We start from the raw sequence: 19,409 nt of genomic DNA, 5'->3' as shown, positions 1-19,409 counted from the left end.
TTACTCCTCAGGCGACTTCAATGAGCGCCTTGACCACCGCCTGCGCGGGGTCCGTCAATTTGGAAAACCGGTCCGGCACATCCGAAAGGTGCATGCGGTGCGTAATCAAGGCATCCGGAACATGGCCGGCGCGCATCGCGTCCATCACCCGCTCGAAGTCCGCAATCGTCGCGTTGCGGCTGCCGAGGAGCGTGGTTTCGCGCTTGTGAAACTCGGGATCCGAAAAGCCGATCGTGCTGGAGACGATCGACACCAGGACATAGGTGCCGCCATGTCCGACAAAGGAGAAGCCGCGCTCCATCGCCTTCGGATTGCCGGTCGCGTCGAATACGGCGTCGAAGAAGTCGCCGTTGGTGATGGCGGAAAGCTGGTCGGCGTCGTCAGGCGAAAGCGCGACCGTGGACGTAATGCCCAACTGGCTCTTCGCAAAATCGAGCCTGTCTTCACGACCGTCGATGACAGTTACCTCGGCACCTTCGAGCTGTGCGAAAATCGCGACCGATAGCCCGATCGGACCGGCGCCGACGACGAGAACCTTCTGACCTTTTTCCACCCGTGCACGGGCGACGGCGTGCGCGCCGATCGCCAGAAACTCGACCATCGCCGCCTGATCAAGGGTCAGTCCGTCTGCCTTCACCGCAAACTGCTCGGGAATGCTCAGATATTCCGTCATGCCGCCATCGCGATGGACGCCGAGCACACCGATATTGCGGCAGCAGTTGGTCTTGCCCTTCAGGCAGGCATTGCAGTGGCCACAGGAAATGTAGGGGATGATCGAGACGATATCGCCCACCTGAAGCGAGCTTCCCTCAGGCGCTTCCTCGACGGTTGCCGCCAGTTCGTGGCCCATGACGCGCGGATAGGAAAGATAGGGCTGGTTGCCGGTGAAGATATGCAGGTCGGTGCCGCAGACGCCGATACGGCGGACCTTCAGAAGCACCTCGCTTTCGCCACGTGCGGGCTTGTCCCGGTCAATCGCCGAAAGCTTGCCCGGTTCATCGCATATGATAGTCAGCATCCTAGATCTCTTTCAGTCGATAGAAACGTTTGGCATTGCCGCCGAAGACGGCCGCATGGTTCTCTTCCGGGACGATGTCCAGGCATTGCCGAAGCCACGCGCCGTATTCTCCGGCAAGCCGCAACACCGGCCAGTCGCTGCCCCAGATGACGCGGTCCGGTCCGAACAGGTCGAAGATCGTTTCCGCATAGGGGCGCACGGATTGCGGCTTCTGGTCTCCCGCTTCGGTGAGAAGGCCCGATAGCTTGCAATGCACATTCGGCAGGGCCGCCAGCGCCTTCATGCGGGCGTACCAGTCTATAAACCGTCCCTCGGAGATCGGCGGCTTGGCGCCGTGGTCGATGACGATCGGAAGTTCCTGATGGCTTCGGGCGAAGTTGCAGAGCGATCTGAGATGCCTCGGAAGCACAAGCGCATCGAAGACCAGATCATGTTCGATCATCGTCGCGATACCGGCGTCCAGCGTGGGATCGTCGATCCAGCGGTCATCGCTCAGGTCCTGCAGCATCGGGCGGAAACCCTTCAGCTTGGGATGCCTGGTGAGCTGTCCGATATTTTCCCGCGCAGCCGGTGCTTTCAAATCCGTCCAGCCGACTACACCCAGAATGAAAGGGTGGTTGTCGGCGAGATCCAGCATGAACTGCGTATCGGCTTGCGTCTCCATCGTCTGCACCAGCACGGTGCCCTCGACGCCGGCGTCTTCCAGCAACGGCCGCAGATCGTCCGGCAGGAAATCCCGGTGAATGGCCTCAAGCTCCGGCCCTGGCCATTGGCCGGTCCGGTCGGCGATCCGCCAGAAATGCTGGTGGGCATCGATCCGCATCGATCAGGCTCCGATGCCGGGAAGAGGAGTGCCTTCGGCCAGAAGCCCGCTTTCGCTCAGGCGCGACCAGAAGGATGCAGGGATTTCCTCGGCAAACCAATCGACATTCGAGGTGATCTGTTCGGCATTGCGGGCGCCGGACACGATCGTCGCGACCGCCGGATGCGCCAGCGGAAACTGGAGTGCCGCAGCCTGAAGGGTCACGCCTTCTTCCACGCAGACCGCCCGCAACTGCTCGACACGGGCGAGGATCTCAGCCGGCGCTTCGGTATAGTTGAACTTCTTGTTTCCGGCGAGAAGCCCGGAATTGAACGGACCCGCGGCAACGATCGCCACACCTTGCTTCGCGCATTCATCCATGAAGGCAAGACTTTCCTGTTCGAGCAGCGTGTAGCGACCGGCCAGCATCGTGCAATCGATGTCGAAAACCTTCATCGCGTCGGCGACGACTTCCCATTCGTTGACGCCGAGGCCGACAGCCTTGGTCGACCCTTCATCCCGCAATTTGCCCAGCGCCTTGAAACCGCCGCCATCGGTCAGTTGCTGCCAGTAGTGATCGTGGCGGTCGCCATGCGTCATGCGACCAATATCGTGAATATAGAGGATGTCCGGCTTCAGAATCCCAAGGCGCTGCTGGCTTGCGCCAAAGGACCGCAGAATGCCGTCATAGCTGTAGTCGTAGACAGGACGGAAGGGCAGGGGTTCGGCGTAGCCGTCCTCTTCCGGACCAACCGTCTCATCCGGCGTCATGACGCGCCCGACCTTGGTGCTCAGAACATAGTCTGCGCGGGGAAGATCGGTCAGCATCGTGCCAAGGCGGCGTTCGGAGCGGGTAAAGCCGTAGAAGGGAGCGGTGTCGAAATAGCGGATACCGGCATCCCACGCGGCACTGAAAGCGCCGGCGGATTCCGCATAGGGCGTGACGCGATAAAGGTTGCCCATCTGGGCGCAGCCGAGTCCGATCAGCGTCACATCCAAATCGACACGCGGGAATTTGCGGGTATCACTGGCGTTCATCGGGCAACCTTCATTTCGTCACTGCAGAGAAAGACGATACGCGCCATTCGCGACGCGTATCGAGGCGGGGAGGCTTAGTAGAGAACGTTCTTGGCTTCCGGCTTGTCGATATTGTCCTTGGTGACGACGACGACACCCGTATCGACAAACTTCTCGACCTTTTCCTTTTTCAGGAGCTTGGAGATCGTCTTGACGCCGAGATCGCCCATCTGGAACGAGCCCTGCACTGCAATCGCCTGAAGCGTGCCGTCCTTGACGAATTCCTGCAGGTCTTGGTTACCGTCGAAACCGATCGCGACAAGCTTGCCGGATTTGCCGGACTGCTTGATGGCGCGGCCCATGCCGATTGCCGTTGGCTCATTGGCGCCGAAGATGGCCTTGAGGTCGGAATTTGCGGCCAGAACGTCCGTGGTCTGGTTCAGCGCCGTCGCCATCTGCGACTGCGAGTAGAACGGGCCGACGATCTGGAGCTTCGAGTTTGCCTTGATATAGTCGGTGAAGCCACCGACACGGCCGATTTCGGAACCGGCGCCTGCCACATAGGACATGACGGCGATCTTGCCTTCCTTGCCGACCTTCTCGATCAACGCCTTGGCAGCCAGTTCGCCGGCGGTCTTGTTGTCGGTCGCAAGGAACGACTGGTAATACTGTTCCGAGCCTTTGCTCAGCATCGAGTCGACAATCACGACCGGAATACGGGCTTCCCAGGCCTTCTTGACGGCGGGGATCAGCGCGTCAGGATCGGACGGCGCAAGTACGATGCCGGCGACGCCGCGGTTGACGGCGTTTTCGACCATGTTGACCTGGTCGGCGATGGCGGATTCCGATGCCGGACCCTGGAAGGTCATCGTGTTCCCGGCGCCGACTTCCTTCATAGCGGCATCAGCGCCCTTCTGGACGTTCTGCCAGAAGGTCGAGTTGACGGTCTTGACGATGACGGCGATCTCGGCTGCCTGTGCAGAGGCCGCACCCAAGATCATCGCCGAAGCAAGCAACGCGGTTGCTAGTTTCTTCATGTTCAATCCTCCTCAAACGGACGGCGTTTTCGCCGTCCCGGGGGAACTCCCACCCCCATTATCGCGGAAAAGGGTCCGCACCCTTCTTCACCGGCGGTTGCGCAGTTGATCGATCCAGACGGTGATCAGGATGACGAGGCCGATGATGATCTGTTGTGTGAAGGCGGAAACGCCGTTCATGTTGAGCCCGTTGCGCAGGATGCCGATGACGAAGGCGCCGATTGCCGTTCCGGAAATCGTGCCGACACCGCCGATCAGCGAGGTGCCGCCGATGACGGCGCTGGCAATGGCATCGAGTTCGTACATCACGCCTTCGTTCGGCTGCGCCGTCACGAGGCGGGACATCAGCACGCAACCGGTCAAACCAGCGAGCGTGCCTGACAATATGTAGGTGAAATTGGTCACGCGGGCGACATTGACGCCTGACAGCCGGGCTGCATCCGCATTCGAACCGACCGCATAGATATGCCGACCAAGCACGGAGCGGTTCAGCATGAAGGACACCGCGATCGCGATCACGATCATCAGAATGACCGGATAGGGAATGCCCGGAAAGACCACCGTCGGGAAGCCGTCGTCGCCGATGGTGACGACGCGAAACAACGAGCCGTTGCCGAGCACGCCGAAGGATTCACCAAGGCCGGAAACGGCGCGGGCACCGGTAATCTGAAGCGCCACGCCGCGGGCGATCAGCATCATGCCGAGCGTCGCGATAAAAGGCGGCAGTTTCATCTGGGTCACCAGAATGCCGTTAATCAGGCCACAAAGGCTGCCGACCAGAATGCCGACGAACATGCCGAGCGGAACCGGCAGGCCGAGCTCTTTCACGCAGAGAGCCGCGACGACGCCCGCGAGCGCAAGCACCGAGCCGACGGACAAATCGATGCCGCCGGTAATGATCACGCAGGTGGCGCCGATGCCGAGAAGGGCGATCGAAGTGACCTGCAAGGCGATCGTCATCGCATTGTTGACGGTAAAGAAGGCATTGCTGCTGAAGGAAAACACCAGCACCAGAACGAACAGGCTGCCGAGTGCGGCAAACTTCTGGATGATGTCCTTTTGCCGGTCGCTCAGCGAAACGCTGCGCGACTTCGAGGGTTCGGTAATATCAGCCATGCTTGCTCCTTGCGCCAGCGTCCGCACCTGATGTCCGGCTGTATCCGGAGGCGTAGCGCATAATTTCTTCCTGGTTGGTCTTTGCCGTTTCCAGCACGCCGGTGATCCGGCCATGATGAAAGACCGCAACCCGGTCCGTCATGCCCATGATTTCGGGCAGTTCCGAACTGATCAGCACCACGCCGATGCCGTTTGCGGCCAGTTCGTCCATGATCTTGTAGATCGCGAGCTTTGCGCCCACGTCGATGCCGCGGGTCGGCTCGTCGAAGAACAGGACCTTCGACTTGCGGAAAAGCCATTTGCCGATGATGATCTTCTGCTGGTTGCCGCCCGAAAGAAGCCGCACCTGCTGCCGGATCGACGGCGTGCGGATGTTGAGGAGGTCGACATACTCGTTGGCGACCTTGTCTTGCGCCTTGAAATCGATCAGTCCGAAGCGATCCGACAGCGCTTCCATGTTGGCAAGCGTCATGTTCGCATCAACAGGCATCTTGATCGCCAGTCCCTGCGCCTTGCGGTCTTCCGAGAGGTAGGCGATGCCCGCATCGATCGCGTCCCGCGGCGAGGAGATCGACAGGGTCTGCCCATGCAGGGTGATCGTGCCGGCATCGATCGCATCGGCACCGAAGATGGCGCGGGCGACTTCGGTGCGTCCGGCACCCATCAGGCCTGCAAAACCGAGAATTTCGCCGCGGCGAAGCGTGAAAGAGATGTCGCTGAAGACACCGGTGCGATTGAGACCTTGCACGCCGAGAATGACGTCGTCACTGGGCGTCGAGGTTCTGTCGGGAAACTTTTCTTCCAGCGAGCGGCCGACCATTTTGGCGACGATGTCATCGACGGTCGTCGCGGCAAAATCGTCTGTGGCGATGTAACGACCGTCACGCAGGACGGTGACGCGATCGACGATTTCGGCCATCTCGTCGAGCCGGTGGGAAATGTAGATGACCCCGACGCCCGATGCCTTGAGATCACGGATGACCTTGAACAGAAGCCGCGTTTCCTGCTCGGTCAGAGACGAGGTCGGCTCGTCCATGATCAGCACTTCCGCATCCAGCGACAATGCCTTGGCGATCTCCACCATCTGGCACTGCGCCACGGAAAGCCCACGGACGGAGACATCAGGGCTGATATCCACACCGAGCCGGTCGAGGCAGCGTTTGGCATCCGCCCGAAGCTTCTTGCGATCGACCAGAAAGCCGCGGCGGGGCTCGCGGGCCAGATAGATGTTTTCGGCGACGGTCAGATGCGGAACGAGATTGAGTTCCTGGTGGATGATGGCGATGCCAGCGGATTCGGACTGCCGCGTCGACGAGAAATTCCGCTCTTCACCCTTGTAGGTGATGGTTCCGGATGTGGGCTGATAAACGCCGCTGATGATCTTCATCAGCGTTGATTTGCCTGCGCCGTTTTCGCCGCACACGGCATGCACTTCGCCGCGACGAAGGTCGAAGCTGACGTCGGCCAGAGCTTTGACGCCCGGAAATTCCTTTGAGATGTTGTCGAGCCGCAGAAGCGCGTCAGCTGCTGGCGCGCCAACGGCCGGGCGCAAACGCGCCTCGAGCACCGAATGATCGGTCTGCATCCTCCACATCCTCCTCTTGTCGCAAGCTTGCGACTGCCGGTCAGCTCCACCCATCCGGTCTGGCCAATATTGCTAGGCGGCCTTACCAAAATGGTCAAGCCAGTTTCGTGGCGTCGGGCGAAATTTGTGTTTTCTCAGCGTTACGGGACATATAGCTGTCGTCATTGGCCTTGCCAGTTCAACGGTCAGGCAATATGGTAAGGCCAGTTTTGGAGCGCTTATGAACGGAATTCGGATCCCGGAACGCCGGCTTTATCAACAGATCGCAGACCAGATCCGCGGCTTGGTGCAGAATGGGCAGTTTCGTTTCGGCCAGCGCCTGCCGGCGGAACGCGAGCTTGCGCAGCAGCTTGGTGTGTCGCGCCCGTCGCTACGCGAGGCGTTGATCGCGCTTGAACTGGACGGCACTGTCGAGATCCGCATGGGGTCTGGCGTCTATGTCGTTCCGGCCGCCGAGCGGCGCGCTGCATGGTCGGGGTCCATGGGAGAGAGCCCGGCCGAGCTGATGCAGGCGCGTGCGACAATTGAGGGTGCCGCCATCGTTCTTGCCTGCGCGCGCATCACGCCGGAGGCCCTTGCTACGCTTCGTCAGACGCTCGACGCGATGGCGATCGAGATAGAGGAAGGCCGCAAACCGGTCGACCAGGATCGCCAGTTCCACCTGACGATCGCCACCCAGTCGGGAAACAGTGTCATTGGCCGTATCATCGGCGATCTGTTCGACGATCGGCACAGCCCTCTTTCCGCCCAGCTTCGGGAGCATTTCGAAACACCGGAAACATGGAGTTGCGCCCTCGCGGAGCATGAGGAAATCCTGACCGCGCTGGAGGCGCGTGACGGGCTGCTAGCCCAGGCAATGATGCGCATGCATCTGGAGGAATCGAAACGCCGCTGGCTTGACCACTAGCAGCGGAAAACCAAAACCAACCCCGATTTTGATACCTCCAGGGAGGAGGTCCATTATGAATGACATGACATCCCCGGTCATCGTGCTCAATACTGCCGATGACGTTGCCGTTGCCCGCCGGTCGATCCAGCAGGGTTCGCCTGTTGGCATCGAGGCCTTGATGGCGCGCGATCTGATCGGCCGTGGCCACAAGGTTGCGCTCAGGGCGATTGCGGCCGGCCAGGAAGTCAAGAAATACGGTCAGGTGATCGGTCTTGCGACGCAGGATATCGCTCCCGGCAATCACGTGCACCTGCACAATCTGGCCATGCTTCCCTCCACGCACGAGCACCAGTTCTGCGTCGATGGTGGCGAGCGCGCGCTTTTGCCGCTCGATCAGCGCCGGACATTCATGGGTTTCGATCGCGGCCTCGGTGGCGCCGGCACGCGCAACTACATCGGCATCATTTCCTCGGTGAACTGTTCCGCCACCGTCTCGCGCTACATTGCCGACTATTTCAACCGCATGGGCGGACTGGACGGGTTCGGCAATATCGATGGCGTCGTGGCGCTGACGCATAGCAGCGGCTGCGCGATCAACAACAAGTCGGAAGGCTATCGCCTGCTGATCCGCACCATTCAGGGCTATGCCCGCCATCCCAATTTCGGCGGGATCCTGATGATCGGCCTCGGCTGCGAGACCAACCAGATCGCGCCGATCCTCGAACATTACCGGATGGAGGAAGGCGAGAGGCTGCGGACGATGACGATCCAGCAGCATGGCGGAACCAAGAAGACGATCGACGCCGCGATCGCCATCATCAAGGAAATGCTGCCCATGGTGAATTCCGCCGTGCGCACGGATCAGCCTTTGTCGAAACTGAAGCTTGCTCTCGAATGCGGCGGCTCGGATGGATATTCGGGCATTTCAGCAAACCCGGCGCTCGGCCATGCTTCGGATTTGATCGTCCGCAATGGCGGCACGACCGTTCTTGCCGAAACGCCTGAGATCTACGGTGCAGAACATCTGCTGACGCGTCGCGCGTCGACACCTGAGGTCGCGCAGAAGCTTCTGTCGCGCATCGATTGGTGGCGCGACTATACGGCGCGCAACGGTGACGAGCTGAACAACAATCCCTCCTACGGCAACAAGCTTGGCGGTCTCACGACCATTCTCGAGAAGTCACTCGGTGCTGTCGCCAAGGGTGGCTCCATGCCGCTGAAGGCGGTCTACGAGTTTGCCGAGACGGTGACAGAGCAGGGCTTCGTCTTCATGGACACGCCCGGCTATGATCCGGTCGCCGTGACCGGCCAGGTCGCCGGCGGCTGCAACGTCATCTGTTTCACCACCGGCCGCGGCTCGGTTTCCGGCTTCAAGCCGGCCCCTTGCGTCAAGATTGCCACCAATTCCGAAATGTACGAGCACATGAAGGAAGACATGGACATCAACTGCGGAGGTATCGTCACCGGCGACGAGACGATCGAGCAGTCCGGCGAGCGTATTTTCGAGCATGTGATCGCTGTCGCGTCCGGCGAAAAGACCGTGAGCGAGATCTACGACTACGGCGACAACGAATTTGTGCCGTGGCAGGTCGGTGCCGTCACCTGACGGAAAACGGATATTGCCCGTGGTGAAAACCGTGCTTACACCTGAGGGATAAGCCAAGCATGGGGAATCGCAGCGCATGACGACCAGCCGTTACTACTCGAATATGGGTGGCCTGCCGCCACAGACGAACCTTCTCAGTAGCAAGGCGGTGTTCACAACCGCCTATGCGGTCATTCCGCGTACTGTCATGAGCGACATCGTCACCAGCATGCTGCCGCATTGGGAGAATGCGCGCGCCTGGATCATTTCCCGGCCGCTCTCCGGCTTCGCCGAAACCTTTGCGCAATACATTATGGAGGTCTCTCCGCAGGGCGGTAGCGCTCGTCCCGAGCCCGACCCGCGGGCCTCGGCCGCCATCTTCGTCGTGGATGGCGAGATGACGATCGAGATGGATGGGCAGCAAAACCAATTGCGGACCGGGTCGTTTGCCTATCTTCCGGCCGGCTCGAAATGGCAGATCTGGAACCGTAGTGGCGCTCCGGTGCGGTTCCACTGGGTTCGCAAGGCGTTCCAGGTGGTCGATGGTCTGGACCTGCCGCCGGTAATCTTTACCCATGAGGACGACTGCGTGCTCGACCCCATGCCTGATACGGAGGGCAAATGGGCGACGACCCGCTTCATCGATCCCTCCGACATCCGCTATGACATGCACCTCAACATCGTCACCTTCGAGCCGGGTGCGGTGATCCCGTTCATGGAAACCCACATCATGGAACACGGGCTCTATGTTCTCGAAGGCAAGGCCGTCTACCGCCTGAACCAGGATTGGGTCGAAGTGGAAGCCGGCGACTATATGTGGCTGCGCTCCTACTGCCCGCAGGCCTGCTATGCCGGTGGTCCCGGTCGCTTCCGCTACCTGCTCTACAAAGACGTCAACCGGCATCCCGCACTGTAACGGGACCTGCCGAAGCCGTTGCTGCACACGGCTTCGGCAGATCTCCCACCGAAAAATTTATCAAATGGTCAAAAATTTATCAGCCGATAAAATATCTTTGAGGCTCCGTCTGGCAAGTCATTGAAACTTATGAGAGGCTACAACTGGCACGTAGCTTGCGTCCGTTCTGTTTATCGCATTGTCTGGAAATCCAGCATGGAAGGATCGGAATATGGAAGTCGGAGTCTTCATCCCAATCGGCAACAACGGTTGGCTGCTTTCGGAAAACGCACCGCAGTACAAGCCGTCGTTCGAGCTGAACAAGGAAATCACGCTCAAGGCCGAAAAATACGGGTTTGATTTCGCGCTGTCGATGATCAAGCTGCGCGGCTTCGGCGGCAAGACGGAATTCTGGGACTACAATCTGGAATCCTTCACGCTGATGGCGGGCCTTGCCGCCGTCACTTCCAAGATCAAGCTGTTCGGCACCGCCGCAACACTGATCATGCCACCGGCAATCGTTGCGCGCATGGCAACGACGATCGACAGCATCTCCGGCGGACGCTTCGGCATCAACCTGATCACCGGCTGGCAGCGCCCCGAATACAGCCAGATGGGGCTCTGGCCCGGCGACGACTATTTCGCCGATCGCTATGCCTATCTCGGCGAATACACCACCGTTCTGAAGGAACTGCTGACCACCGGTCAGTCGGATCTCAAGGGCAAGTACTTCCAGATGGACGACTGCCGCATGAAGCCGATCCCGGAAGGGGATGTGAAGGTGATCTGCGCAGGCTCATCCAATGCCGGCATGGCCTTCTCGGCGGAATATGCCGATTACAGCTTCTGCTTCGGCGTCGGCGTCAACACGCCGAAGGCCTTTGCGCCCACCAACGAACGCCTGCTGGCCGCGACGGAGAAGACGGGTCGCGATGTGCGCTCGTTCGTGCTGACCATGGTTCTTGCCGAAGAGAAATCCGAAGACGCCTGGGCCAAGTGGGAGCACTACAAGGCCGGTGCCGATCAGGACGCGATCAAGTGGCTCGGCCTTCAGAGCGCTGTTGATACCAAGTCCGGCTCCGACACAAATGTCCGCCACATGGCAAACCCGGTTTCGGCGGTCAACATCAACATGGGAACGATCATTGGCTCCTATGCCGAGGTTGCGGCGATGCTGGACGAGATGGCCGAAGTGCCGGGCACCGGCGGTGTCATGCTGACCTTCGACGATTTTCTCGAAGGCATCGAAAAGTTCGGACAATTCGTGCAGCCGCTGATGAAAAGCCGCCAGCACATCAAGATGGAACTGGAGGCTGCGGAATGACCGGTGTCGCAGGATATCAGGCACCAGCAAGCCGTCTGGAAAGCGTGACGCTTCCCGCACGACCGGAACCGATCTCGATGAAGCCATCGGAAACCGCCGTCGTCGTCGTCGACATGCAGAACGCCTATTCAACAGAAGGCGGCTATGTCGATCTCGCCGGCTTCGACATCGCCGGCGCCAAGGGCACGATCGCCAACATCAAGAAGACGCTGGATGCAGCGCGTGAGAACGGCGTGCAGGTGATCTATTTCCAGAATGGCTGGGACAAGGACTATGTGGAAGCCGGCGGTCCCGGGTCCCCCAACTGGCACAAGTCGAATGCGCTGAAGACTATGCGGGCGCGGCCGGAACTGCAGGGCCAGCTTCTTGCCAAGGGCACCTGGGATTACGCGATCGTTGACGAGTTGCAGCCGAAGCCTGGCGACATCCTCGTGCCGAAGACCCGCTACTCGGGCTTCTTCAACACCAATATGGACAGCGTGCTGCGCGCACGCGGCATCCGCAATCTCGTCTTTGTCGGCATTGCCACGAATGTCTGCGTCGAAAGCTCGCTGAGAGACGCGTTTCACCTCGAATATTTCGGCGTGATGCTGGAGGATGCCACGCATCACCTGGGGCCGGACTTCATTCAGCAGGCGACCGTCTACAACGTGGAGAAATTCTTCGGCTGGGTCGCGACCGTCAATGATTTCTGTGGCGCCATCAGCCAGGCCGCTCCGACCGATATGTGAATTTGAAAAACAAAGAGGAGAACGGAATGCCAAAGTCGATCATCGTTCCGGAAGGAACCCAGAAGCCGATCGCGCCCTATTCGCCGGGAACGCTGGCAGACGGCATTGTCTACGTCTCGGGGACCTTGCCCTTCGACAAGAACAACGACGTCGTCCATGTGGGTGATGCCGGAGCACAGACCCGTCACGTCCTGGAGGTCATCAAATCCGTCATCGAGACCGCCGGCGGCACGATGGAGGACGTCACGATGAACCATATCTTCATCACCGACTGGGCGAATTATCAGGCCGTGAACAAGGTCTACGCGGAGTATTTCCCGGGCGACAAGCCAGCCAGGTATTGCGTTCAGTGCGGCCTGGTGAAGCCGGACGCTCTCGTTGAGATCGCCACAGTCGCCCACATCGGCAAGTAACGGCATGGTTCATTACGATATTTTTGGCGCGTCGGGAGAGGACGCGCCGACCATCATTCTGTCCTCCGGCCTCGGCGGCAGCGGCACCTACTGGACGCCGCAGATCGAGGCGCTTTCCGAGCATTTCCGGGTGATCACCTACGATCACTTGGGAACTGGCCGTTCCCCTGGCGAGGTGCCCGAGCAAGGCGGCATCGCGGCCATGGCGGATGACGTCATGAAGCTCGCGGAAGAGCTCGGCCTCAAGACATTCAGCTTCATGGGCCATGCGCTTGGTGGTCTAATCGGGCTCGAGATCGCCGCACGCCAGCCGGAGGTGATCGACAGGCTTGTGCTGATCAATGCATGGGACAAGGCCGATCCGCATTCCGGCCGCTGTTTCGACGTGCGGATTGCGCTTCTCAAAAACTCCGGCGTCCCGGCCTTCGTGAAGGCGCAACCGCTGTTTCTCTATCCGGCCGTCTGGATGTCTGAAAACGCCGAACGCATGAATGCCGAGGAGGCGCATGCAGCGGCCCATTTTCAGGGCGAGCAGAACATCATGAGGCGCATTGCAGCTCTGAGAAGCTTCGACATCGGCGACCGGCTTGCCGAAATCACTCATCAGACCTTGCTGGTCGCCACGAAGGATGATCTCCTTGTGCCCTACACCCGCTCGGTACGGCTTTCGAACATGATGCCCCATGCCGAACTCGCTTTGCTGGATTTCGGCGCACATGCGGTGAATATCGTTGATGCACCGAAATTCAACAAACTCGTGGTAGATTTTCTAAGCCGGGTTTGATTTCATCTGTACGCTCGAGCTGAAAGTTTTGAGATAGCCATGTCCGTGAATGCATCTGCCCCTGCGCTCGACGTTAATCCAGAAGTCGTTGACGCACGGATGAACTTTCGAAACGCGATGTCGCGCCTAGGCGCCGCCGTTCATATCGTCACCACGGATGGACCGGGTGGCCGTGCCGGATTTGCCGCCACCGCAGTCTGCAGCGTTTCGGACAGTCCCCCGACGCTTCTCGTTTGCCTCAACCGAACCTCGAGCGCCTATTTGCCGCTTAAGGAAAACGGCGTCCTCTGCGTCAACGTCCTCTCGGCCGACCATGCAGACCTCAGCCAGCTTTTCGGGGGCAAGACGCCCGTCGATGAACGGTTTGCCGGAGCAACGTGGGCGCCACTAACAACGGGCAGCCCGGCACTCGACGACGCTCTCGTCTGTTTCGATTGCCGCGTTGTGTCCGTTGCCGACGGTCACACGCATGACATCCTGATCTGCGAAGTGCTCACCACGGTGCAGCCAAAGGTTGGTCAGTCGCTTATCTATCTCGATCGAAAGTATCACGCGCTTTAGTGGGGAGTGACATTGGGGTTTGTTCAGACGAGCAATGCTCGGATGACCGCCCGAGGTCAAAGCGCATGGTCTGAACGTAAGGGCAGGAGTTCATGGGAAGCACAATGTGGTGCCTGGCAGCTGTCGCGGAAATCGCGATTGTCGTCGCGGCCGTCGTCTATACCGCGCGTGACCGCCGGAAGCAGCAGCGGAAAAGCCGCCGAAACGCGTACAGAAACGGCAACCGTTAAGACGTTTGTTCTGCGGTAGAAAATCGATGTTCACCGGCAGACTTTAAACCGATCCGGTCATCGAGATCTTCTGCGACCGACCGGGTTCCCGAGAATGCCGCGCGAATATGTCTCGGGGTCCCGTACGGTCAGCGTTGAAGCACGCTGATTCTCATGGATCGACGCTTTTCAGGTGAACGGCGAGGTTGTCCCGAATTGGAACGCACACCCTCTGCATGGTCCTTTTTGGTAAGCATCTGAGTGAATATCAACCACCTCATTCGCGTTGTTTTTCAACGAGTTCTGACATTGTTTCAGAATTAACTATCGCACTACATATCAATTGAGTGATGGACGGCGAGGGCTATATCTCATCGTAGAAAGGTCCCCGCAAGCCGTGGTCTGACCTTCCAAACGAGGCAGATATGGGTAAGCCATCACTACATCCTGGCGACGTTTACGCACAGGAAAGCACGATGGGTCAGTGGCCCACGACGCTGCTTGGCGGTCTTCCCGTTGTCCGCTGCAGCATGGATGAGGCGGCGCAGGGTTTCATCGATGAAGCGCTCCTTCACCGGGGCAGCAGTGCCAAGCCGTTCTATTCCACCTCGGCAAACGGACAGGTGATCGCGATGTGCGCGAAGAAGGCCGACTTCCAGGAGTTGATGCTGGAAGCCGACCAGATCCACGCCGATGGCATGCCCATGATCATGTATTCCAGAATGTTTTCGTCGCATCCTGTAACTGAACGGATCGCGACGACCGATCTCGTGCATTCCGTGGCAGTCAAGGCAGAGCGGGCAGGTGTCAGTTTCTATTTTCTCGGCGGAACCGAAGAGGTCAACGCCAAGGCAGTCGCCGCAATGCGGACCAGGTATCCAAACCTAACATTCGCTGGGCGCAGAAACGGCTACTTCAAGCGTGGCGAAGAGGATGCGGTGATCGCCGACATCCAGGCAAGCAAGCCCGATATTCTATGGATCGGGTTGGGCTTCCCACTTGAGCAGGCCTTTGTCAGCCGGAACATCGACCGGTTGCGATCTGTCGGTGTGATCAAGACATCAGGCGGTCTGTTCGACTTCGTCTCGGGGAAAAACGCCCGCGCCCCGTTGTGGATGCAGCGGTACGGGTTGGAGTGGGTTTACCGGATGTATAATGAGCCACGCCGCCTGACGATGCGGTATCTGCTGTCGAACCCGGCTGCCATTCGAGCGCTGTTTACCCACTCGAATTGATCGGGTGCTGACTTCCGATGAAGGCAGGTCATTGATGCGCTTATTACGAGCCGCGCGTCACGCGCCAGGTTTGTAGAAGCTGCCGACGATGCCGGCAGCGAAGGACCATTTCGGCCGGATAATACTCCCGTCGATCGCTTCCATGTAACCATTGCCATTCAACGTATGCAGCTTTCGGCCGGGCCAGTGCTTGCCGGGGCTTAAGTGCTTTACGATCACCTGATCGAACCGTTCGTCATCCAGGCGCGTCACTTCGGCAAGGCTCAAAGCTGCCCCATAGCCGTTGCGGCAATCCTGCACGGGACGCAGCAGTTTGCCGTCGCGCCATATCATGTTGCCCGCGGGTCTCGCGGATCGGTCGTTGATGACGAGCGGGTTCGCGGCATGTGGTCGCCAGGGGCCGAGAAGCGTTTCCGCCGACCATAAGCACAGCGTATCGGAATAGCCGCCGATACCATCCCTTGTCACAGCAAACATCCAGAACTTTCCCGCGTGCTGGATGATCGTCGCATCGGCGGCCTCGATGCCGGAAACAAGTGTCGCGTGTTTTTCCCAGCCGAACGGAAAGCGCGTTGCCCTGTAGATGGAAATCTCGCCGCTGAGAGACGCCTCCGGAACCATCCAGATCTCACCATCCGCTTCGATGAGGAACGGATAAGACAGATGCCAGGACTCTTCCAGAACAGGGATGGCTGGGCCCGGCCGTCCTTGTTCGTCAAACTCGACGACGCTGATGATGCCCTTCTGGGTCTTCTGATCTAGATCCTCGAAGAAGAGATAGTCCTTGCCCTGCCAACGAAACGGAAACGGGTCTGCATAAAAATGGTCGATCGGGTCCGCGAGAACCTCCCAGGGTGTCCCGCCGAGGTCGCGTCGTTGCCAAACGTCATTGTCAGAGGTGACCCGACGCCAGCCGATGCGCCAGTGGGGAGCGTGGCAGCATAGCCGATAGGCAGCGCGGGCCGCGGCAGATGCCAGCATCTTGGCGCTACGAACAGTCACCACTTTGCGGGTGATAGCGCGCGCGTGTGGCTGGGCCGTGTTGTCTGCAATACGCGGCGCGCGCGGTTCTTCCGGCAAAGCCTTGATGAGAAGGATGGCTGTCCGTGACCAAACGGCTTCCATCGCGCCACCGATACCAGCCGCAGCTTCGAGGGACGCAAAGCCATCGGCAACAATCCAGCGCTCGCCGGAAGGCAGGGTGCACTCAATCTCGATATGCGGTGTTCCCTCGAAAAACAGCGCCGAAGCGAGACTGAATTCACCGGCGTGGCCGTTGAACAACGGCCGATAGATCCGTGTCGATCGGGGGGATGCGCTTCGGTTCGATGTGAGGTCGATGACAATATCCGGAGCTGCGTTGTCTGACCGGGTTCGCCAGTCCGCCAGCGCATCCGGCTCAATACGGTCGCAGAGGCACGGCTGATGGCGTCGAAGCACCATCTTCTCAAGCTGCAAAAGGCTTTCGAGGGCAGGCTGCGCTGCCTGATCAGCCCCTTGGACCAATTGAAGGCGCACCGTGGTACCGGCGGCGCGCTGCTCAAGCCGACGGCAGAGCCACTGTATCCACGCCGATGTGGAGGAGCGCTCCGCCACAATCTCGATGGTCAGCGGAGGGACGGAGTTTGAAACGCTGTCCATCGTCATTTATTTCTGAAGCTGTCCGGACGCCTGCAACCTGTCTTCCGATGTTTTCGGCTGTCGGCGGATCAGGCGCCGGTAGCCGTCGACCATTGCATCGAGCGAGTGTTGTTCGCGCAGCCGGTGCCCGCACTCCGATAGCCTCTGCCGCAGAAGGGGATCGGAAAGTACAGCGCGAACTGCTTTTGCAAATGACGCCGTATTGGTCGTATCGACGAACAGGGCACAGGGCTCTCCCCTGACCTGCAAGACTTCTCGCATGACGGACAAGTCGGAACTCACAACCGGAATGCCGGCCTGAGCGGCTTCCACCGGCGCGAGGCCGAACGTCTCTCCAGACGTCGGGAAAACGAAGACGTCGAGGCTTTTCAGGAAGGCGCCGATTTCGCTGGACGGCATCTCGCCTGCGAAATGAAGCCGATCCCAAACGCCGAGTTCTGCGCCGAGAGCTCGCAGTCGTGGCGCTTCCGGTCCCTGACCTGCCAGTGCCAGATGGACATCCGGCATGACCGGCAACAATCTGATGGCGAGATCAATTCTTTTGATGGCGTTGAGACGGGCGACGCTTCCGATGATCGGGACGTCGGCTGGAAGGCCGAATTTTGCCCGCGCTTCCTGCTGCGTCATCGAAACGGTTCTGTCGGCAAAGCCGTGCGGAACATAGGTCAGTCGACGCTTGTAGGATGCCGGGTGTCCTTGGTAGTCCAGCCAGGTGGCCTTCGAATTTACAGTGATCTCGTCGTAGCAGCCGGCAATGCCAAGCACCTTATCGACAAGGGCGACCGGCCCGGAAATCGTCGCCTGCGGTGAGACGTGGTTGGCAATGATCAATGGTACGCCGAGCAAGCGACCGACCGGAGCTGCGACAACATTGCCGAAATGCTGAAAGGTCAGCATCACGTCGGGCTTTATCGTGCGCACGAGCTGCGACAGACGACGAAGCATGGCAAGGTTCTGCGAAATCCCCTGCGGTCTCGGATCGGCCGCAAAATGCGCATTTTCGAAGTGGTCGCAGCCGCTGGTCTTGCGATAGAGGAACAGGTGATGCGCCTCGAATTCGGGCTGTCCGGAAATCGCTGGTTTCGACAGCTGTTCGGCGAGAAGGCGCGTGATCTCCTGAGCGCCCGCTGCTTCAGCTTGCGTCTGGATAAAGAGAAGACGTGTCGGACGTCGCTGCGCGCTCTCGGCCATAGGTTTTCCGGTTCACTCGTATAGTGACGATAAAGACAGCGAAAGCTCAAGAGAGGCTAAACACGATACTTAGCATTCGAACGATACTGCGTATTACTGGGATTTTCTTGCAAGTCGAGAGGCGCGGACGTTTTGCGCGGCGCATGACCTCAACTCGACGTCTTGAACGCAGAAGAGCGGCGGGGAGCCCCTTTTTCAGCGTTGCTCTTGATGATGATCTTTGTGTACTCGCTGACCATCAAATTGAGAGAGTAACGTTCGGCGAGTTCGCGTCCCGATGCGGAGAGCCGGTCATACAGCGCCTTGTCTGCGAGCAGCAACTCGATGCAGCTGACGAACTTATCAGTGTTTTCGGCATCGACGAACACGGCACAGGCAGATCTTTCCACCTGCAGGACTTCGCGCAGCACCGGCAGGTCGTTCGCAATGACAGGCACGCCTGCCTGCGCGGCCTCAACGGCTGCAAGCCCGAATGTCTCTGCGGCCGTCGGAAACGCGAAGACGTCGAGACACGCAAGGAAAGTCCCGATCTGCTCCGGGTTGACCTCTCCTGCGAAATGGACACGGTCTGCAACGCCAAGCGTATGGGCGAGAGCCTCGAGGCATTCTCTGTGTGGGCCTTGGCCGGCAATGGCCAGGTGCAGATTTGGCACATGCGGCAGTGTTGAGACTGCCAGATCAATGCGCTTCAGAGGATGCAACCGGGCGACCGTTCCCATGATCGTCACATCCTTGGGCAGATCGAAACAGTCCCTTGCCTTCTCTTTCGATAACGACGTGGTTTTCTGCGCAAAGCCATGCGGAATATGGACCAGCCGTTTGCGGTAGCTTCGTGCATAGGACTGGAAGTAATTCCAGGTCGCATGGGAGTTGACGGTTATCACGTCATAGAAACCAAGTGTGCCGAGGATGCGATCGGCCAGGCCAACAAAGCGGTTCACGGTTGCGGGCGAGGACACCTGATTTGCGACGATATAGGGAATGCCCATTACCCGCCCGACAAGTGCACCGAGCACATTGCCGTAGTGCTGAAAGGTCAACATCGTATCCGGCTTGATCTTGCGCACGATGGAGAAAAAATTCCGCGCGAAGGTGAGACATTCGCCGAGGCTTTGAGGCCTGCGGGGTGCTGCAAAATGGACATTGGGGAAGTGATCGCAGCCATCGGTCTTCCGGTACAGGAAAAGATGGTGCGTTTCGTATTCCGGCACACCCGTCAGTTGCCCACGCGAAAGCTCCTGGCCGAGAAGCCGCGAGATCTCCTGCGCGCCCGCCAATTCCGCCTGAGTTTGCAGAAAAAGCACACGCCTCGGCTGCCTGGCTCGGTTGGACAATTTCAACTCCTAATTGGTGGGGCAATAGTAGATTGTTCGTCT

At 59.3% G+C, this 19,409-nt stretch carries 18 protein-coding genes; 9 read left to right on the top strand and 9 right to left on the bottom strand.

Annotation, left to right across the window (positions count from 1 at the left end; all coding sequences use genetic code 11):
• Positions 1 to 7: 7 nt before the first annotated feature.
• The 6 genes from J3A65_RS00350 to J3A65_RS00325 form a co-directional block, all read right to left on the bottom strand.
• The gene (locus tag J3A65_RS00350; RefSeq protein ID WP_209898321.1) at positions 8 to 1,018 is read right to left on the bottom strand and encodes a zinc-binding alcohol dehydrogenase family protein; all 1,011 of its coding nucleotides are present in this window, start codon (positions 1,016 to 1,018) and stop codon (positions 8 to 10) included.
• A gap of 1 nt (position 1,019) precedes the next feature.
• Complete coding sequence (locus J3A65_RS00345; protein ID WP_209898318.1) at positions 1,020 to 1,841, bottom strand: amidohydrolase family protein; 822 nt, start codon at positions 1,839 to 1,841, stop codon at positions 1,020 to 1,022.
• A gap of 3 nt (positions 1,842 to 1,844) precedes the next feature.
• Positions 1,845 to 2,858 carry an aldo/keto reductase gene (locus J3A65_RS00340; RefSeq protein ID WP_209898315.1) on the bottom strand — a complete coding sequence of 338 codons (1,014 nt, stop codon included), beginning with the start codon at positions 2,856 to 2,858 and terminating at the stop codon, positions 1,845 to 1,847.
• Positions 2,859 to 2,932: 74 nt separating this feature from the next.
• Positions 2,933 to 3,874, bottom strand: a complete 942-nt coding sequence (locus tag J3A65_RS00335; protein WP_062576463.1) for an ABC transporter substrate-binding protein — start codon at positions 3,872 to 3,874, stop codon at positions 2,933 to 2,935.
• Positions 3,875 to 3,961: 87 nt separating this feature from the next.
• A complete protein-coding gene (locus J3A65_RS00330; RefSeq protein ID WP_062458936.1) occupies positions 3,962 to 4,990 on the bottom strand; it encodes an ABC transporter permease in 1,029 nt (342 codons plus the stop codon).
• Positions 4,983 to 6,575, bottom strand: coding sequence for a sugar ABC transporter ATP-binding protein (locus J3A65_RS00325; RefSeq protein ID WP_209898312.1), 1,593 nt, complete (start codon positions 6,573 to 6,575; stop codon positions 4,983 to 4,985). The genes J3A65_RS00330 and J3A65_RS00325 overlap by 8 nt, the downstream gene beginning before the upstream one ends.
• Positions 6,576 to 6,795: 220 nt before the next feature.
• Between J3A65_RS00325 and J3A65_RS00320 the strand changes: the two genes are divergently transcribed.
• The 9 genes from J3A65_RS00320 (at position 6,796) to J3A65_RS00280 (ending at position 15,201) form a co-directional block, all read left to right on the top strand.
• The gene (locus tag J3A65_RS00320; protein WP_062458943.1) at positions 6,796 to 7,482 is read left to right on the top strand and encodes a FadR/GntR family transcriptional regulator; all 687 of its coding nucleotides are present in this window, start codon (positions 6,796 to 6,798) and stop codon (positions 7,480 to 7,482) included.
• A 55-nt stretch (positions 7,483 to 7,537) separates the two neighbouring features.
• Positions 7,538 to 9,070 (top strand): altronate dehydratase family protein, encoded by a 1,533-nt coding sequence (locus J3A65_RS00315; protein ID WP_209898310.1) that lies wholly within the window; start codon positions 7,538 to 7,540, stop codon positions 9,068 to 9,070.
• Between the two features lie 76 nt (positions 9,071 to 9,146).
• Positions 9,147 to 9,965: a bifunctional allantoicase/(S)-ureidoglycine aminohydrolase gene (locus tag J3A65_RS00310; protein WP_209898305.1), complete on the top strand. Its 819-nt coding sequence runs from the start codon at positions 9,147 to 9,149 to the stop codon at positions 9,963 to 9,965.
• Positions 9,966 to 10,176: 211 nt separating this feature from the next.
• Entirely contained in the window at positions 10,177 to 11,268 is a 1,092-nt protein-coding gene (rutA, locus tag J3A65_RS00305) for a pyrimidine utilization protein A (RefSeq protein ID WP_062458952.1), read from the top strand.
• Entirely contained in the window at positions 11,265 to 11,999 is a 735-nt protein-coding gene (rutB, locus tag J3A65_RS00300) for a pyrimidine utilization protein B (protein ID WP_184655227.1), read from the top strand. The genes rutA and rutB overlap by 4 nt, the downstream gene beginning before the upstream one ends.
• Before the next feature lie 26 nt (positions 12,000 to 12,025).
• Positions 12,026 to 12,412 (top strand): pyrimidine utilization protein C, encoded by a 387-nt coding sequence (gene rutC, locus J3A65_RS00295; RefSeq protein WP_062458958.1) that lies wholly within the window; start codon positions 12,026 to 12,028, stop codon positions 12,410 to 12,412.
• A 4-nt stretch (positions 12,413 to 12,416) separates the two neighbouring features.
• The gene (gene rutD, locus J3A65_RS00290) at positions 12,417 to 13,196 is read left to right on the top strand and encodes a pyrimidine utilization protein D (RefSeq protein WP_209898302.1); all 780 of its coding nucleotides are present in this window, start codon (positions 12,417 to 12,419) and stop codon (positions 13,194 to 13,196) included.
• A 39-nt stretch (positions 13,197 to 13,235) separates the two neighbouring features.
• On the top strand, positions 13,236 to 13,757 hold the full coding sequence (locus J3A65_RS00285; RefSeq protein ID WP_062576445.1) for a flavin reductase: 522 nt from the start codon (positions 13,236 to 13,238) through the stop codon (positions 13,755 to 13,757).
• Positions 13,758 to 14,442: 685 nt separating this feature from the next.
• Positions 14,443 to 15,201, top strand: coding sequence for a WecB/TagA/CpsF family glycosyltransferase (locus J3A65_RS00280; RefSeq protein ID WP_209898299.1), 759 nt, complete (start codon positions 14,443 to 14,445; stop codon positions 15,199 to 15,201).
• A gap of 57 nt (positions 15,202 to 15,258) precedes the next feature.
• Here the strand turns inward: J3A65_RS00280 and J3A65_RS00275 are convergent, their stop codons facing one another.
• The 3 genes from J3A65_RS00275 to J3A65_RS00265 all read right to left on the bottom strand — a co-directional run bounded on the left by J3A65_RS00275 (position 15,259) and on the right by J3A65_RS00265 (position 19,337).
• On the bottom strand, positions 15,259 to 16,842 hold the full coding sequence (locus J3A65_RS00275; protein WP_209898296.1) for a hypothetical protein: 1,584 nt from the start codon (positions 16,840 to 16,842) through the stop codon (positions 15,259 to 15,261).
• 6 nt (positions 16,843 to 16,848) lie between these two features.
• A complete protein-coding gene (locus J3A65_RS00270) occupies positions 16,849 to 18,033 on the bottom strand; it encodes a glycosyltransferase family 4 protein (protein ID WP_209898292.1) in 1,185 nt (394 codons plus the stop codon).
• Between the two features lie 149 nt (positions 18,034 to 18,182).
• Complete coding sequence (locus J3A65_RS00265; protein ID WP_348635812.1) at positions 18,183 to 19,337, bottom strand: glycosyltransferase family 4 protein; 1,155 nt, start codon at positions 19,335 to 19,337, stop codon at positions 18,183 to 18,185.
• Between the last annotated feature and the right edge of the window lie 72 nt (positions 19,338 to 19,409).

It is taken from the genome of Rhizobium sp. PvP014 (genome assembly GCF_017876855.1).
Classification (GTDB): Bacteria; Pseudomonadota; Alphaproteobacteria; order Rhizobiales; family Rhizobiaceae; genus Neorhizobium; species Neorhizobium soli.
The sequence above is the reverse complement of the archived record's forward strand: the minus strand, read 5'-3'. Positions and strand labels throughout refer to the sequence as shown.